A 14,836-nucleotide genomic window follows, 5' to 3' on the forward strand; every position below is an offset into this window, starting at 1 on the left:
GCCGGGCAAGACAGGTCTGCTGGATAATCAGGGTATGAATACAGACAGATTTGACGCGACCCAAAGCCTGGCCGTCGCCAAAATGACCTTGGAAATAGAAGCCGCCGCCGTGACGGCCTTGTCCCGGCGGCTGGATGGGCGTTTTGCGGCTGCCGTGCAGTGCGTGCTGGTCAGCAGCGGCCGTGTTGTGGTCATGGGCATGGGCAAAAGCGGTCACGTGGGACGCAAGATCGCGGCGACTCTGGCGTCCACCGGCACCCCCGCGCTGTTTGTGCATCCGGCGGAGGCCAGCCATGGTGATCTCGGCATGATCACGACACAGGACGTGGTCTTGGCTATCAGCAACAGCGGCGAGAGCGAGGAGCTGACCGTGCTGCTTCCGCTGATCAAGCGCATGGGAGTGCCTTTGATCGCGATGACCGGCCGGGCCACTTCCAGCCTGGCGCATCATGCAGAGCATCTGCTCGACACCTCGGTTGAGAGAGAAGCCTGTCCGCACAACCTGGCGCCCACGGCCAGCACCACCGCGCAATTGGCCATGGGCGATGCGCTCGCCATGGCACTGCTGGATGCCCGCGGCTTCAAGGCCGAGGATTTCGCGCGTTCGCATCCAGGGGGCGCACTGGGGCGTAAGTTGTTGACCATGGTCAACGACATCATGCGCAGCGGCGATGCTGTCCCAAGGGTATCGCTGAATGCCGACATGATGACGCTGATGCGCGAAATCAGCGCTAAGGGGCTGGGTTCCAGCGCAATCGTCGATGAAAATGACCGTCCCGTGGGAATTTTCACCGATGGTGACTTGCGGCGCCTGATCGAAAAAGGCGGCGACATCCGGCAGATGCGTGCAAGCGAGGTCATGCATCCTCGCCCGAGCACGATCGCACGCGAGGCCTTGGCCGTTGAAGCGGCCCAGTTGATGGAAATGCAGCGCATCACCAGCGTGCTGGTGGTCGACGAGGCCGGCGTTCTGTGCGGGGCCTTGAACAGCAATGACTTGATGCGGGCCAAGGTGATCTGATGATGGTGGATAGCAAGAAACCGGTTTTGAATTTCGTCCCCGATCTGCTCCTGCGCGCCCAGCAGGTGCGCCTCGTATTCTTTGACGTGGACGGTGTCTTGACCGATGGCGGCTTGCACCTTGGTGAGTCCGGGGAGGCACTGAAACGTTTCCATACGCTGGACGGTCATGGCATCAAACTGCTTCAACGCGTGGGCATCACGCCCGCCGTCGTGACGGGACGTGACAGCCCCGCCTTGCGCGCCCGCTTGAAGGCATTGGGGGTTGAGCATGTGCACTACGGAACCGAAGACAAGCGACCGGCTGCTGAGCAAACCATGGCCAGCCTCGGGCTGGACTGGGCTCAAGTTGCGTCCATTGGTGACGATTGGCCGGATTTGCCGGTCTTGACCCGCAGCGTGCTGGCTTGTGCTCCACCCAACGCGCATGCCGAGGTGCGGGCGCGTGTCCACCATGTGACCCAGTTGGCTGGTGGCGCGGGCGCGGCGCGCGAGTTCTGCGACCTGCTGCTGATCGGCAGCGGACGGTACGCGTCATTGTTGGAAGAGGTCCTGCAGTGACGCGCTTGGGCGCCGGTCATCTCTTGCGCCAAGGCTGGGATCGGATCACGATCTACCTGCCCATGCTGCTGATGCTGTTGCTGGCCCTCGGTACCTACTGGTTGATGCGTAGCTCGCCCTTGTTCGCGACGCCACGCGCGGAAAAGGAAGTTCGGCGAGATCCCGACTATGAAATGAAGCGTTTTTCCGTCAAGACTTTTGACCAGGAAGGGCGCTTGAAGACGGAGCTCTATGGGGAGCAGGCTTGGCATTATCCCCACAACGACATGCTCGAAATCCGTGATGTGCGGATACGCAACTACAACATCGAGCGCGGTTACTTCACCACTGCGACGGCGATGCGTGCCATCACCACGTCAAAAGCCACCGAAGTGGAGCTGGTGGGACAGGCACATGTCCTCAGGCCGGCTGTCGTGGACAAGCAAGGCCGGGCTTTGCCGCGTGTGAGCTTTCGCAGCGAATACCTGCACGCTTTTCTGGACGAGGAACGGGTCACGTCCAACAAGCCCGTGGAGCTGATCCATGGAGAGAGTCGCATCGAGGCGCAAAGCCTGAACTTCAGCAAATTCGATCAAGTCATTGAGTTGCGGGGGCGCGTCCGAGGGACCCTATTGCCGCGAGGCCCTGTTTCTGAGATCCAGGTTTTGCCGCCGGAGCAGGCCCCAGTCTCTCCCCGCCCTTGAACGATAGCAAAAAGCCCCAGAGGCACTACCACCTTGGGGCTTTCTTATCAGCTGTCATTAAATGCGGAGACATGTCTCCGCATTTGTCAGACAGGCTAGAGGCGATCAGTAGCTGCGGCGTCCACCGCCGCCGTTGCCGCCACGCGGGTTGCCATAGGGGCTGCGAAAACCACCATCACCGCCGCCATCACCGTAACCACCACCACCACCTTCACGGCGGGGGCCGCCAAAGCCGCCACTGCGGGGGGGGCGCGGCTCCATGGGGCGTGCTTCGTTGACGACCACGTTGCGGCCACTCAAGGGCTGACCGTTCAGGCCATTGATGGCAGCCTGCGCCTCGGCATCGCTCCCCATTTCGACGAAGCCGAAACCCTTGGAACGGCCGGTGTCGCGCTCCATCATGACCTTGGCACTGGTGACAGCGCCGAACTGGCCGAAAGCCTGCTCAAGATCGTTGTCACGAATCGAATAGGCCAGATTGCCCACGTAAAGTTTGTTGCCCATCTAGGGACTCCTGAAAAACCGATGACAAGCGATGGGGTCCCTGAAACGCAAGCAATTCGTGAGTCGATGCGAATTCGGCAGACTACCGCAATCTTGTGTTGAGCTGCTTAGGTAAACCTCCCTCACCCACACTTTCTTATTATGAACTTGGAAGTATCCGGCCGGCAAGAAAACTAAGCCTAGGACAAACCATAAAGCGTTAAAAGTTTGTGTTTTGAGGGTAAAGAAACCACGACTGCAGGCAAAAGCCCATGAACCGCCCAACCGCTTGCAATCCGTAGCCTGATCCTGCCCTACCGGCTGTAATGTGGCTGGTCAGGCTTGGCCGCCATCTCGGCATATACTCACGCAAGCGCCGATTTGATCCCGATTGCGGGCGCTGGAGTTGCACCCCCGAGGTGCGGATTCCAAAGTTCAGCTAAAGAAGGGGGCTTTCTGTGCACAGAGAAACCCGGCCCGGCTGAACGCTGCGCCGGGTTTTGTGTTTCTCGACGTATTCGATGCTGATCGCCCTGCCCCAAAACATGCATTTCGACGCCGTCCTCCCCTTGCAGAGCGGCGCCAGCATACGCGGTTACAACCTGAGTTATGAGACCTATGGCCAGCTCAACGCCGATAGGTCCAATGCTGTCCTGATTTGTCACGCCCTCAACGCCTCGCACCATGTCGCTGGCGTTTACGCTGGTCAACCTGGAACCGAAGGGTGGTGGGACAACATGATTGGCCAGGGCAAACCCGTGGACACGGACAAGTTCTTCGTGATTGGCGTGAACAATCTCGGTTCTTGCTTTGGTTCCACGGGGCCGATGCATGTGAACCCCGACACAGGCAAGGTCTATGGTGCGGATTTTCCCGTCGTGACGGTGGAGGACTGGGTCAATGCGCAGGCGCGTCTGCTTGACAGCCTGGGCATCCGCCAACTGGCCGCCGTCATGGGCGGCAGTCTGGGTGGCATGCAGGCCTTGAGCTGGACCTTGCAGTATCCCGATCGCATGCGGCATGCCGTGGTGATTGCCAGCGCACCGAACCTGAATGCGGAGAACATCGCCTTCAACGAAGTGGCGCGCCGCGCCATCGTGACCGACCCGGACTTTCATGGCGGCCACTTCTATGCGCATGGCGTGATACCCAAGCGAGGGCTGCGCATCGCCCGCATGATTGGGCACATCACCTACCTGAGCGACGATGTGATGAACGAGAAATTCGGTCGTGAGTTGCGTGGCGCCGTGGACGGCACCGCCAGGGCAGGTTACCAGTACAGCACGCAGGACATCGAGTTCCAGATCGAGAGCTATCTGCGCTACCAGGGCGACAAGTTCAGCGACTACTTTGATGCCAACACCTACCTCTTGATCACCCGCGCGCTGGACTATTTCGACCCCGCGCGCGAGCATGGCGGCAATCTCACGATGGCCTTGGCCTCTGCAAGCTGTAAGTTTTTGCTGGTGAGTTTTTCGACCGATTGGCGCTTCTCGCCCGCGCGCAGCCGTGAGATCGTCAAGGGCCTGCTCGACAACCGACGTGACGTCAGCTACGCTGAAATTGACGCGCCGCATGGGCACGACGCTTTCTTGCTGGACGACCCGCGTTACCTGGGGGTGGTGAGATCCTATTTCGACAACATGGCGAAGGAGCTGCGGACATGAGCGACACGCGCATGCTGGAAGCGATCGCCAGTCTCGTTCATCGGGGATCGCGGGTGCTGGACCTGGGGTGCGGGGATGGCGCCCTGCTCGACCATTTGCGGGCTGAACGCGCTTGCAGCGGGTATGGCGTGGAATTGGACGACGCGAATGTGCAGGCCTGTGTGCGGCGTGGCGTCAACGTCATCCAGCTGAACCTGGATCAGGGTTTGTCGATGTTCGGGGACCAGAGCTTCGATGTGGTCCTCCAAATCGACACCCTGCAGCATCTGCGCAATGCCGAGACCGTGCTGCAGGAGACGGCGCGCGTGGGCCGCACCGGCATCGTGGCTTTCCCCAACTTCGCCCACTGGCCCAACCGCCTGAGCGTGCTGGCCGGGCGCATGCCCGTCACGCGCCGCCTGCCTTACCAGTGGTACGACACGCCCAACATCCGGGTCGGTACCCTGGCGGATCTGGAAGTCCTGGCGCATCGCATGGGCCTGCGCATCCAGGACAGCTTTGGCTTGCACCAGGGCCGCGTGGTGCGACGGTGGCCGAATCTGTGGGCCAGCACGGCGGTGCTGAAATTCTCGCGCTGACGGAATCAGACTCCCATGAAGCTCTACAACTTCTTTCGCAGTGGTACCTCATACCGCCTGCGCATCGCGCTCAATCTCAAGGGTGTGGACACCGAGCAGGTCGCGCTGGACCTGCGCAAGGAAGCGCATCTGAGCAAGGAATTCAAGGCCATCAACCCGCAGCAGCTGGTGCCTGCGCTGACCCTGGACAATGGCACCACCTTGATCCAGTCGCCGGCCATCATCGAATGGTTGGAGGAACGCTATCCCCAGCCGCGCCTGCTGCCGCAGGACCCGGAGGCACGCGCCCATGTGCGGGCCTTGGCGGCCATCGTGGGCTGCGATATCCACCCCATCAACAACCGGCGCATCCTGGAATACCTGCGCAAGAACTTCGGCGCCGATGAGGCGGCTATCCTTGCCTGGTGTGGCACCTGGATAAGCGCGGGCTTCGATGCCATGGAGACCCTGCTGGCGGCGGACCCGGGGCGAGGCGCCTTCTGTCACGGCCAGGCGCCTGGGCTGGCCGATGTCTATCTCGTGCCCCAAGTGGAAAGCGCGCGCCGCTTCAAGGTCGATCTGAGCCGTTGGCCGCTGATCAGCGCGGTCGATGCGGCATGCGCGCAGCTGGAGGCCTTCCAGCGTGCCGCACCTGCCGCGCAGGCGGACGCGGCTTGAATTTGAACGGGTTGCGCTTCGCCCCCATCATCGTGTCCCTGCCGCACCGTGGGTTTCCCTTGGGGCACTTCCTGCATCGCAAGCGCGGGCGTACGATGGCACTCCGCGCATCCGAGTTCATCCTGAGAAACCGTTGCCATGAACGCTCCTTTGACTACCTCGGCCCTGAACGCCTTCCTGCCTGCCCGGGCGCTGGAGGACATTGACCAAGCCTGGGACCGTGAGATCCTGCCCCAGCTGCAGGACTACATCGCAATCCCGGCCAAGTCGCCGATGTTCGACCCCTTGTGGACTGAACATGGGTACATCGACACCGTGGTGCGCCAGGCGGCCACGTGGGTGCAGGCGCAGAAGATCGACGGCCTGCAGCTGGAAATCATCCAACTCGAAGGCCGCACGCCCGTGCTTTTCTTCGAAGTGCCGGCCAGCAGTGGAGAACAAGGTCTGGACCCGTCGTCGCAGACGGTGCTCATGTACGGCCACCTGGACAAACAGCCCGAGTTCAACGGCTGGCGCAAGGATCTCGGCCCCTGGACGCCCAAGTACGAGGACGGCAAGCTTTACGGGCGTGGCGGCGCGGACGATGGCTACGCCGTTTATGCCAGCATCGCGGCCATCGCCGCGCTCCAGCATCAGAAACTGTCGCACCCGCGCATCGTCGGCCTGATCGAGACTTGCGAGGAAAGCGGCTCCTACGACCTGCTGCCTTACCTAGACGCCCTCCGTGGTCGGGGCGCCACGGGCAAGGACCGCTTGGGCGAGGTGGGGCTGGTGGTCTGCCTGGACAGTGGCGCTGGCAACTATGAGCAGCTGTGGCTGACGACCAGCTTGCGCGGCATGGCCAGCGGCACGCTCAAGGTCGAAATCCTCACCGAGGGTGTCCACTCGGGCGATGCGAGCGGCGTCGTGCCCTCGAGCTTTCGCATCTTGCGCCATGTGTTGGATCGGCTGGAGGACAGCGCCACGGGTCGCCTGCTGCCCGCCAGCCTGCACTGCGAGGTTCCTGCCGAACGCCTGGCCCAGGCTCGCGCCACGGCCGCCATCCTTGGCGCAGACCTCTACAAACGCTTTCCTTGGGTGCATTACGACTGCGAGGGCGACACCCGTTTCTCCCTGCCCACGACCACCGACCCGGTACAGGCCCTGCTCAACCGCACTTGGATACCTACCCTGAGCGTCACCGGCGCGGAAGGTCTGCCGGAGCTGCAGAACGCGGGCAATGTGCTCAGGCCCTCCACCGCGTTCAAGCTCTCGCTGCGCCTGCCGCCCCTGGTGGACGCAGCCACTGCCGTGCAGGAAGTCAAGGCCCTGCTGGAAGACAACGCGCCCTACCAGGCCCGCGTGACCTTCGATGGCACAGGCGCGGCCTCGGGTTGGAACGCGCCCGAAACCGCGCCCTGGTTCGCGCAGACGCTGGACGCCGCTTCGCGCAACTTTTATGGCGCACCCTGTGGCTTCATAGGCCAGGGTGGCACGATCCCGCTGATGAACATGCTCTCGAAGGGGTTTCCACAGGCGCAGATGATGGTCTGTGGCGTGTTGGGACCCAAGAGCAACGCACACGGACCCAACGAATTCCTGCACGTGCCCTACGCCCGGCGTCTGACGGCTGCGGTCGCGCAAGTCATCGCCCGCATGCCTTGATGAGCACCATGGACCAAAGCACGTACACGACGGCCGACGGCGAGACGCTGGCCATCCGCGACTGGCCGCTGGACGCGGGTGTCCATGCGCGTGGCTTGGTGCTGATCGTCCATGGCCTGGGTGAGCACAGCGGACGTTATGAGGAAATGGCCCAGCGTCTGCACATGCAGAGCTTCGTGGTGCGGGCTTATGACCACTATGGGCATGGCCATTCCAGCGGTGTTCGGGGCGCGTTGCCTACGCGGCGACGCCTCGTGGATGACTTGGCGCACATCGTCAACTTCACCCGCCGCACCATGGGTCAGGGACTGCCGCTGATCCTGCTCGGCCACAGCATGGGGGGCCTGGTGGCAGCCCATGCTGTGGCCTTGAACCGGGTGCGCGTCGATGGCCTGGTGCTGTCGTCACCCGCGCTGGACGCAGGCCTGAACTTTGGCCGGCGCTTGCTGCTGGCGATTCTGCCCGCCATTGCGCCCCATCTGCGCGCGCGCAACGGACTGGACGTCAACTGGCTATCCCACGACACCGAGGTGATCAAGGCCTACCAGCGCGACACGCTGGTGCATGACCGCATTTCGGCCCGACTGGGGCGTTACATCGCCGACGCAGGCCCCCGGGTGGTCAAGGCCGCGCGGCATTGGCACACGCCGACCCTCCTGCTCTACGCCGGCCAGGATCGGCTGGTCGACCCACAAGGCAGTGTTGCCTTCGCGCGGGCCGCAGCAGCGCAAGTCGAGCAGAAGTTGGTGGAGGTGCACTGCTACGCGCAGCACTACCACGAGATCTTCAACGAACTGCACCGCGAGCCGGTTTATCGGCAGCTGACGCAGTGGTTGAACGAGCGCTTCAGTTGAAGGCTTGCAGCGTCAACGCAGCCAAGGCGGCTAGCGGGGCCGTTTCGGCTCTCAGCGTGCGCGGCCCCAGGCTGAGCGCGTGGAAACCTGTGGCAAGCGCGGCCTTTTCCTCTGCCGGACTCAAGCCACCTTCGGGGCCAGACAGCAGCAAGACCGGGCCCTCAAATTCCTGAGACATGAGGACACGGCTCAGTGGCTGGCTGTCCGTGTCCAGGGACAACACGAAACGCCGTTGAACAGAGGATTGGTGCCAGGCCTGGAAGTCCTGTAAGGGGCGGGCAGCATGCACGGGCGGCAGGCGGTTGCGGCCGCATTGTTCGCAAGCCGCGATGGCGATGCCTTGCCAGTGCATCTGCTTCTTGAGGGCGCGGTCGGCGCTCAGGCGCAGCACGCTGCGCTCGGCCAGCAAGGGCTGAATGCTGGCGGCACCAAGTTCCACGGCTTTTTCCACCAGCCAGTCCATGCGTTCATTGGCGGGCATCCCGACGGCCAAATGCACTTCCAGCGGGGCTTCGCGTTCGATGGCATGGTGTTGCTCCACGCGGACCGCGACATTGGCACGGCCCATGCGCAGGATGGTCGCGGCCCACTCTCCGTTGCGGCCATTGAACAAGGTGATGGTGTCCTCGGGTTGCAGGCGCAGCACCTGCACATGGCGCGCGGTCTCCGGGGGAAGCTCGATCTCGGCTCCCGCACGGAGCACCGTCGAGGCATCTTCTGGGCAGAAAAAACGTGGCATCTGGGCCGTAGGCGGTACGTGGGCAGGAAGGTGCAACACGCCTTCAGACGCGGCCGAAGGCGTAGCCGCTGGCTTCGCTGATGCCTTCGACCTCGTCCACCAGGCGCAGCAGCGGCTTGAGTTCAGCGTAGCGCGCGCAGGTGGCGCGGATGTAGGTGATGAATCGAGGCGCATCGGCCAGGTACTTGGGTTTGCCGTCGCGCAAGGTCAGACGCGCGAAGATGCCCGCCACCTTGAGGTGGCGCTGCAGGCCCATCCACTCCACGGCGCGGAAGAACTCACCGAAGTCTTCGTGGACCGGCAAACCCGCCTGACGCGCCGCCTGCCAGTAACGCACGGTGATGTCGATCACGAAGTCCTCGTCCCAACTCAGGAAGGCATCACGCATCAGACTGGCGATGTCGTAGGTGATGGGGCCGTAGACCGCGTCCTGGAAATCCAGGATGCCTAGGCGCTCTTCCTGGTGCCGCGGGAACGCGGGCCGGTCCGGATCGCCCGGGATCATCAGGTTGCGCGGCATGAAGTCACGATGAACGTACACCGACGGACTGGCCAGATTGCGTTCGACAATCAGCGTGAACATCTGGTCCAGGGTCGCGCGCAATTTCCCCTCCACCGCGATGCCGCGATGCTGGGCCAGGTACCAGTCGGGGAACAACTCCAATTCGCGCCGCAGCAAAGCAGCGTCATAGGTCGGCAGGACGCCGACTTGCGAGGCCTGTTGCCAGCGCACCAGGGCATCGATGGCTTTGCGGTAGAGCGCAAGATTGGCCTGAGCGTCGTCGGTATGCAGGACCTGCATCATGGTGTGGGTGCCCAGGTCGGTCAGCAGCATGAATCCCTGGGGCTCGTCCCAATCCAGCACGCTGGGCGCGAGCAAGCCGGCTTGCGTCAACAGTGCCGCGATCTGGACGAAGGGTTTGGAGTTTTCCTTGTCAGGCGGAGCGTCCATGATGATGCGGCTGCTGCCATCCTCGGCATCGACACGGAAATATCGCCGGAAGCTGGCGTCGGCCGAGGCCATGCGCAGGGTACGGGTCCGCAGTTGATGCGGACCGGCCAATTTGTGCAACCAGTCTTCGAAAGCGGTGGCGCGATCAGGACTGGCCCAGACAATCTCTGAACTGGCGGGGGGGTTTTGGGCAGGACGCAAGGCGGTGGCGCTCATGGATAATTCAGGCTGGTTTTCATTCTACAAACTGGCGTGCCCCATGCCGTCCATTTCCAGGGGCAAACTCGTCCGGCCGCGCTATCCGTGGTCATGCTTGCGACCCTTTGCAGGCATTTTTTCCTTGTTGTCTCGAATCATCCCGCTTTGTTCCGTCCTGCCCGCCTTTTTGCCCGAACCCTGCCTGCATTGATTGGCGCGCTGGCGGCTGGCGCGCTCCATGCCGAGCTGAAACTCAAGGTCAGTCCTCTTCTGGAGGAGTACCTGACCGAGGCGCAACGCGAGGCCGCGCCGACCTTTGTCCAAGGCCAGCGCATGGAATCGGAGACCGGGGTCAGTCTGTTGGCCGAGGGGGATGTGGAGTTTCGCCGAGCTGACCTGGTCTTGCGCGCCCAGACCCTGGCCTATGACCAAACCAGTGACACCGCGCGCGCCCGTGGCGGTGTCCGCGTCAACCGGGCCGGGGATGTGTTCGAAGGCGACAGTCTGGATTTGCGCATCGATGCCTTTGAGGGTGCCTTTACGAACGCCCGCTACGCCCTGCTGGCCATCGACGCGCACGGTGAGGCCGATCGCATTGAGTTCATCGACGAAACCCGTTCCGTTGTGCAGAACGCCACCTTCACCACCTGCCGACGTGAAGGTGGCCCGGACTGGTTGCCGGCCTGGGTCCTGAAAGCAGCCACCTTGCGCCTGGACAGCGACGAGGATGTTGCCGAGGCGGAGGACGTGACCTTGCGGTTTCAGGATGTGCCGGTGCTGGGCTTGCCTGCGATGAGTTTTCCCCTTACCGCTGGGCGTCAGTCGGGCTTTCTCTCGCCCACGTATGGCGTCGACAACGTCAGCGGGAGCGAAATCACGGTGCCTTATTACTTCAATATCGCCCCCAACCGCGATGCTACGTTCTATCCGACTTGGATGAGCAAGCGCGGCGTCAACTACGGGAGTGAGTTTCGTTACTTGGAGGATGGCTACAGCGGGAATCTCCGGGTAGATTACATGCCGGATGACAAGCTGCGCGACATGGACCGCGAAGGGTATTCCTTTCAACATCAAGCGGGAACCTCGGGTGTATACGGTGCCCTGGGTCTGAGTCTCAATGTCGAACGCGTGAGTGATGACAATTATTGGCGTGATTTTCCCAACGCAAGCGGATCCCTCACGCAACGCCTGTTGCCAGCGGATGTGAACGTGTACTGGGGCCAAGGGCCATACTCCGCTTCGGCCCGTGCCTTGCGTTGGCAGACGCTGCAGGTACCGGACGCACCCATCTTGCCGCCCTACGACCGGCAGCAACTGACCTTCCGTTACGCGGAACCGAGCTTGGCTGGATTTGATGTCAGCCTGGATGGTGACTACACCCAGTTCACGGTGGACCGCTCTGTCCTGGCCAGCCAAACCTCCACGGAGCGTGTCAATGCGGAACGCTCGGTCTGGCGCGGCTCGCTCAGTTATCCATTCCGTGGGGCTGCGGGTTTTTTGATCCCCAAGGCATCGGTCCACACGACCAGCTACAGCTTTGAGCAAGCCGTGGATCTGAGCAGCTACACGGGTTCTCTGTCCGGGCTGAGCAACGATGCGCTGTATGCCACCCGCACCGTCCCCACCTACAGTCTGGACGCGGGCTTGGTCTTTGAGCGTGAAAGTCAATATTTCGGTGCCGCATTCCGTCAGACGCTGGAGCCGCGCTTGTTCTACACAAGAACGCCGTTCGTTGAGCAAGGGTACTTGCCCATTTACGACACTGGCGCGCAAGACTTCAGTTTGACCAGCATCTACGGCGAGAACACCTTCACGGGGAATGACCGGATCGCGGACAACAACCTGCTGACGGTCGGCGTTTCGACGCGCTTGTTTGATGCGGACACTGGGGCGGAAACCTTGCATCTGGGGGTGGCGCAGCGTCTGCGCTTCGAGGACCAGCGCGTCACTTTGCCCGGAGGCACGCCGTCACCCGAAGGTCTGAGCGACATCCTGCTGGGAGCCGAGCTGAACATCGACCCGCGCTGGCATGTGGACACCGCCGTGCAGTGGAACGACCGCTTGGGCCAGTCCGAGCGCAGCACTTTCAGCCTGCGCTACAACCCCAGTCCGTACCGGGTGGTGAATCTGGCTTATCGTTTCCAGCGCGCGCAAAGCGAGGACAGCGACGACAGCGCCCTGATCGATCTGGGGTGGCAATGGCCCGTGAACGATCTCTGGGGTGACTGGGGTGAAGATCTCGGGCCGGGGCGAGGTCAAGGTGCCGGACGCTGGTACAGCGTCGGCCGTCTGAACTACAGTCAGACCGACCGCAAGCTGGTGGATACGACCATGGGCTTTGAGTACGACGCGGGATGCTGGCTGGGACGGATCGTGGTCGAACGGACCCAGACCAGCGAGACCGCGGCCAACCAACGCATCATGTTCCAGCTGGAACTGGTCGGCTTCACCCGTGTCGGCATCGACCCGTTGACCACCCTGCGTAAGAACATACCGCGCTATCAGCTGCTGCGGGAGCAAACCACGGCGCCGAGCCGATTCAGCAATTACGAATGATCTGACGACCATGAATTTTTCACTCGCACTTGGCCGGTTTCTGGGCGTGCTTGCGATGCTCGCTGTGTTGACCCAGGGGGCTCATGCGCAAGGTACCTCCGGCACCAGTACAACCGTGCGCTCCGCTGACTACATCGTGGCGGTGGTCAACTCCGAGCCCATCACCAACGCACAGGTCAACGCCGAAATGGCGCGCGCGCTGCGGCAATACGCCGCCCAGCGCAGGCCAGCGCCTGCGGAAGCCGCCTTGCGGCGCCAGGTGCTGGACCAGCTCATCAACGAACGTGCCCAGCTGCAGCTGGCGCGCGAAATGGGCCTGAAGGTTGACGAGCCGTCCGTCGATCAGGCCGAGCAGAACGTCGCCCGTCAGAATCAGATGACCGTCGCGCAACTACGTCAGCAGGTACAGCAGCTGGACGGCATGGCGCCAGAGGTATTGCGCAACCGCTTGAGGGACCAATTGCTTTTGACACGGCTGCGGGAGCGTGAGGTGGATGCTCGCGTGCGCGTCAGTGATGCCGATGTCGAACAGTACCTGGTCGAGCAGCAGCAGCGCAACAACAATCCCGCAAGCCAACTCGTCAACATCGCGCACATCCTGGTGGCTGTGCCGGAGGATGCCAGCGCGGCCCGTGAGGCCGAGCTGCAGCGCAAGGCCGAGCAGATCGCGCTCCGCGCGCGAGACAAGGGCGCGGATTTCGCGGCCTTGGCGCGTGAACTTTCCGATGCGGGCGACCGCGTCAACGGCGGGCAACTCGGGCTGCGCGCGGGCGACCGTTATCCCGCCTTGTTCACGAATGCCGTACGGATGCTGGCGGTCGGTCAGGTCAGCGATCCGGTGCGCTCAGGCGCAGGGTTTCATGTACTCAAGTTGATCGAACGTCGTCAACCCGGCCTGCCGCCACAGACCGTCACGCAAAGCCGCGCACGGCACATCTTGCTGATCCCCAGCGCCCAGCTCAGCGAAGCCCAGGCGCGCGACAAGCTCAATGATTTCCGCCGCCGTATCGTTGCGGGGGAAACGGACTTTGCCACCCTGGCGCGCCAGAACTCGCAAGATGGCAGCGCCGCGCAGGGCGGGGATCTGGGCTGGGCCAATCCAGGCATGTTCGTTCCTGAGTTCGAGGGCGTGATGAACCAGCTGGCGCCAGGCCAAATCAGCGAGCCTTTGATCTCTCGCTTTGGCGTCCATCTGATTCAGCTGTTGGAACGGCGGCAGGCGACCTTGAACGAGCGCGAGCAGCGTGAACTCATCCGCAACATGCTGCGCGAACGCAAGATGGCCGAGGCCTATGACAACTGGGTGCGTGACACGCGTGCCCGTGCCTACGTGGAATTGCGCGAGGCGCCTCAGTGAACCGGGTGATACCGCGTCGCGTCCCCGTGGATATGAGTCGATGAAGCACATACCCCGCAAGCGCTTCGGGCAGCATTTCCTCGCCGACGATGGCATCATCGACGCCATCGTGCGGGCCATAGCCCCCCAGCCTGGACAGGCCATGGTGGAGATCGGCCCGGGTCTGGCAGCCATGACACAGCCCCTGGTGGAGCGGCTCGGCCGCTTGACTGTCATTGAGCTGGATCGCGATCTGGCCGCGCGGCTGCGCAGCCATCCGCAGCTCGAAGTCATCGAGTCCGATGTGCTCAAAGTGGACTTCACCGCTCTGGCTGCGCAGGGTTTGCGCCGCCTCAGGGTGGTCGGCAATCTGCCCTACAACATTTCGACACCCATCCTGTTCCACCTGCTCGCGCATGTTGATGCCGTGGGAGATCAGCATTTCATGCTGCAGAAGGAGGTCGTGGACCGGATGGTGGCCCAGCCTTCCACGGCCGACTATGGCCGTCTGAGCGTGATGCTGCAATGGCGGTATGAGATGGAGGACGTGCTATTCGTCCCGCCCGAGAGCTTCGACCCGCCGCCGCGCGTGGACAGCGCGGTGGTCCGCATGGTGCCGCGCATCTCCCCCGTTGCCCTCGATGCAAAAAGGCTGGAGGAAATTGTGCAAGTCGCCTTCAGCCAGCGGCGCAAGCTGCTGCGTCATACCTTGGGTCGCTGGTTGGAGGACAAACGATACCCAGGCGACTTCGATGTGCAGCGGCGTGCAGAAGAAGTGCCAGTGCTTGAATACCTCAGCCTTGCCCAGGCTCTGTCTTAGCCGCATGTGCGCGTGCGGTGCCAAGTGCTGCCTGGCACCCGCCGAGCGCATGTCCCTGTCGCCAAAGACTGGCGTACAGGGGGCATCG

14 protein-coding genes are annotated in these 14,836 nt (G+C 62.7%); 11 read left to right on the top strand and 3 right to left on the bottom strand.

What is annotated here, in order from left to right:
* Window positions 1–34: 34 nt before the first annotated feature.
* The 3 genes from AZ34_RS01495 to lptC all read left to right on the top strand — a co-directional run bounded on the left by AZ34_RS01495 (window position 35) and on the right by lptC (window position 2,264).
* The gene (locus tag AZ34_RS01495) at window positions 35–1,021 is read left to right on the top strand and encodes a KpsF/GutQ family sugar-phosphate isomerase (protein WP_035604029.1); all 987 of its coding nucleotides are present in this window, start codon (window positions 35–37) and stop codon (window positions 1,019–1,021) included.
* Window positions 1,021–1,581 (top strand): KdsC family phosphatase, encoded by a 561-nt coding sequence (locus tag AZ34_RS01500; protein WP_035604032.1) that lies wholly within the window; start codon window positions 1,021–1,023, stop codon window positions 1,579–1,581. Before AZ34_RS01495 ends, AZ34_RS01500 begins: the two co-directional genes overlap by 1 nt.
* Window positions 1,582–1,643: 62 nt before the next feature.
* On the top strand, window positions 1,644–2,264 hold the full coding sequence (gene lptC, locus AZ34_RS01505) for an LPS export ABC transporter periplasmic protein LptC (protein WP_081767283.1): 621 nt from the start codon (window positions 1,644–1,646) through the stop codon (window positions 2,262–2,264).
* Between the two features lie 105 nt (window positions 2,265–2,369).
* Here lptC and AZ34_RS01510 read toward each other — a convergent pair whose 3' ends face one another.
* Window positions 2,370–2,768, bottom strand: a complete 399-nt coding sequence (locus AZ34_RS01510) for an RNA recognition motif domain-containing protein (protein WP_035604038.1) — start codon at window positions 2,766–2,768, stop codon at window positions 2,370–2,372.
* 500 nt (window positions 2,769–3,268) lie between these two features.
* Here AZ34_RS01510 and metX point away from each other — a divergent pair, with 500 nt between their 5' ends.
* The 5 genes from metX (at window position 3,269) to AZ34_RS01535 (ending at window position 8,147) form a co-directional block, all read left to right on the top strand.
* A complete protein-coding gene (gene metX, locus AZ34_RS01515) occupies window positions 3,269–4,414 on the top strand; it encodes a homoserine O-succinyltransferase MetX (protein WP_035604041.1) in 1,146 nt (381 codons plus the stop codon).
* Window positions 4,411–4,992, top strand: a complete 582-nt coding sequence (gene metW / locus AZ34_RS01520; RefSeq protein WP_035604045.1) for a methionine biosynthesis protein MetW — start codon at window positions 4,411–4,413, stop codon at window positions 4,990–4,992. The genes metX and metW overlap by 4 nt, the downstream gene beginning before the upstream one ends.
* Before the next feature lie 15 nt (window positions 4,993–5,007).
* Entirely contained in the window at window positions 5,008–5,649 is a 642-nt protein-coding gene (gene maiA, locus AZ34_RS01525; RefSeq protein ID WP_035604048.1) for a maleylacetoacetate isomerase, read from the top strand.
* 138 nt (window positions 5,650–5,787) lie between these two features.
* Complete coding sequence (locus AZ34_RS01530) at window positions 5,788–7,293, top strand: M20 family metallopeptidase (RefSeq protein WP_035604051.1); 1,506 nt, start codon at window positions 5,788–5,790, stop codon at window positions 7,291–7,293.
* An 8-nt stretch (window positions 7,294–7,301) separates the two neighbouring features.
* Window positions 7,302–8,147 carry an alpha/beta hydrolase gene (locus AZ34_RS01535; protein ID WP_081767029.1) on the top strand — a complete coding sequence of 282 codons (846 nt, stop codon included), beginning with the start codon at window positions 7,302–7,304 and terminating at the stop codon, window positions 8,145–8,147.
* Here AZ34_RS01535 and AZ34_RS01540 read toward each other — a convergent pair.
* Together AZ34_RS01540 and AZ34_RS01545 are read right to left on the bottom strand one after the other, a co-directional pair.
* The gene (locus tag AZ34_RS01540) at window positions 8,140–8,886 is read right to left on the bottom strand and encodes a 16S rRNA (uracil(1498)-N(3))-methyltransferase (RefSeq protein ID WP_035604057.1); all 747 of its coding nucleotides are present in this window, start codon (window positions 8,884–8,886) and stop codon (window positions 8,140–8,142) included. The genes AZ34_RS01535 and AZ34_RS01540 overlap by 8 nt on opposite strands.
* A 43-nt stretch (window positions 8,887–8,929) precedes the next feature.
* On the bottom strand, window positions 8,930–10,054 hold the full coding sequence (locus tag AZ34_RS01545) for an aminoglycoside phosphotransferase family protein (RefSeq protein ID WP_035604060.1): 1,125 nt from the start codon (window positions 10,052–10,054) through the stop codon (window positions 8,930–8,932).
* Between the two features lie 147 nt (window positions 10,055–10,201).
* Here AZ34_RS01545 and AZ34_RS01550 point away from each other — a divergent pair, with 147 nt between their 5' ends.
* From AZ34_RS01550 to rsmA, 3 genes are read left to right on the top strand one after another with little or no spacing between them, the layout of a single operon-like run.
* Window positions 10,202–12,592, top strand: coding sequence for an LPS-assembly protein LptD (locus AZ34_RS01550; protein ID WP_035604063.1), 2,391 nt, complete (start codon window positions 10,202–10,204; stop codon window positions 12,590–12,592).
* Between the two features lie 10 nt (window positions 12,593–12,602).
* Window positions 12,603–13,949, top strand: coding sequence for a peptidylprolyl isomerase (locus tag AZ34_RS01555; RefSeq protein ID WP_035604066.1), 1,347 nt, complete (start codon window positions 12,603–12,605; stop codon window positions 13,947–13,949).
* 40 nt (window positions 13,950–13,989) lie between these two features.
* Window positions 13,990–14,748 carry a 16S rRNA (adenine(1518)-N(6)/adenine(1519)-N(6))-dimethyltransferase RsmA gene (rsmA, locus tag AZ34_RS01560; RefSeq protein ID WP_035604069.1) on the top strand — a complete coding sequence of 253 codons (759 nt, stop codon included), beginning with the start codon at window positions 13,990–13,992 and terminating at the stop codon, window positions 14,746–14,748.
* Window positions 14,749–14,836 lie beyond the last annotated feature (88 nt).

The sequence above is a fragment of the Hylemonella gracilis str. Niagara R genome (assembly GCF_000600295.1).
GTDB lineage: Bacteria > Pseudomonadota > Gammaproteobacteria > Burkholderiales > Burkholderiaceae_C > Hylemonella > Hylemonella gracilis_A.

What these genes read in the sequence shown, in the direction of transcription:
- metX (WP_035604041.1), top strand. Translation starts at nt 3,269, where the DNA reads ATGCTGATCGCCCTGCCCCAAAACATGCATTTCGACGCCGTCCTCCCC.
- AZ34_RS01555 (WP_035604066.1), top strand. Translation starts at nt 12,603, where the DNA reads ATGAATTTTTCACTCGCACTTGGCCGGTTTCTGGGCGTGCTTGCGATG.
- rsmA (WP_035604069.1), top strand. Translation starts at nt 13,990, where the DNA reads ATGAAGCACATACCCCGCAAGCGCTTCGGGCAGCATTTCCTCGCCGAC.
- AZ34_RS01540 (WP_035604057.1), bottom strand. Translation starts at nt 8,886, where the DNA reads ATGCCACGTTTTTTCTGCCCAGAAGATGCCTCGACGGTGCTCCGTGCG.
- metW (WP_035604045.1), top strand. Translation starts at nt 4,411, where the DNA reads ATGAGCGACACGCGCATGCTGGAAGCGATCGCCAGTCTCGTTCATCGG.
- maiA (WP_035604048.1), top strand. Translation starts at nt 5,008, where the DNA reads ATGAAGCTCTACAACTTCTTTCGCAGTGGTACCTCATACCGCCTGCGC.
- lptC (WP_081767283.1), top strand. Translation starts at nt 1,644, where the DNA reads ATGCTGCTGATGCTGTTGCTGGCCCTCGGTACCTACTGGTTGATGCGT.
- AZ34_RS01495 (WP_035604029.1), top strand. Translation starts at nt 35, where the DNA reads ATGAATACAGACAGATTTGACGCGACCCAAAGCCTGGCCGTCGCCAAA.
- AZ34_RS01530 (WP_035604051.1), top strand. Translation starts at nt 5,788, where the DNA reads ATGAACGCTCCTTTGACTACCTCGGCCCTGAACGCCTTCCTGCCTGCC.
- AZ34_RS01535 (WP_081767029.1), top strand. Translation starts at nt 7,302, where the DNA reads ATGGACCAAAGCACGTACACGACGGCCGACGGCGAGACGCTGGCCATC.
- AZ34_RS01500 (WP_035604032.1), top strand. Translation starts at nt 1,021, where the DNA reads ATGATGGTGGATAGCAAGAAACCGGTTTTGAATTTCGTCCCCGATCTG.
- AZ34_RS01545 (WP_035604060.1), bottom strand. Translation starts at nt 10,054, where the DNA reads ATGAGCGCCACCGCCTTGCGTCCTGCCCAAAACCCCCCCGCCAGTTCA.
- AZ34_RS01510 (WP_035604038.1), bottom strand. Translation starts at nt 2,768, where the DNA reads ATGGGCAACAAACTTTACGTGGGCAATCTGGCCTATTCGATTCGTGAC.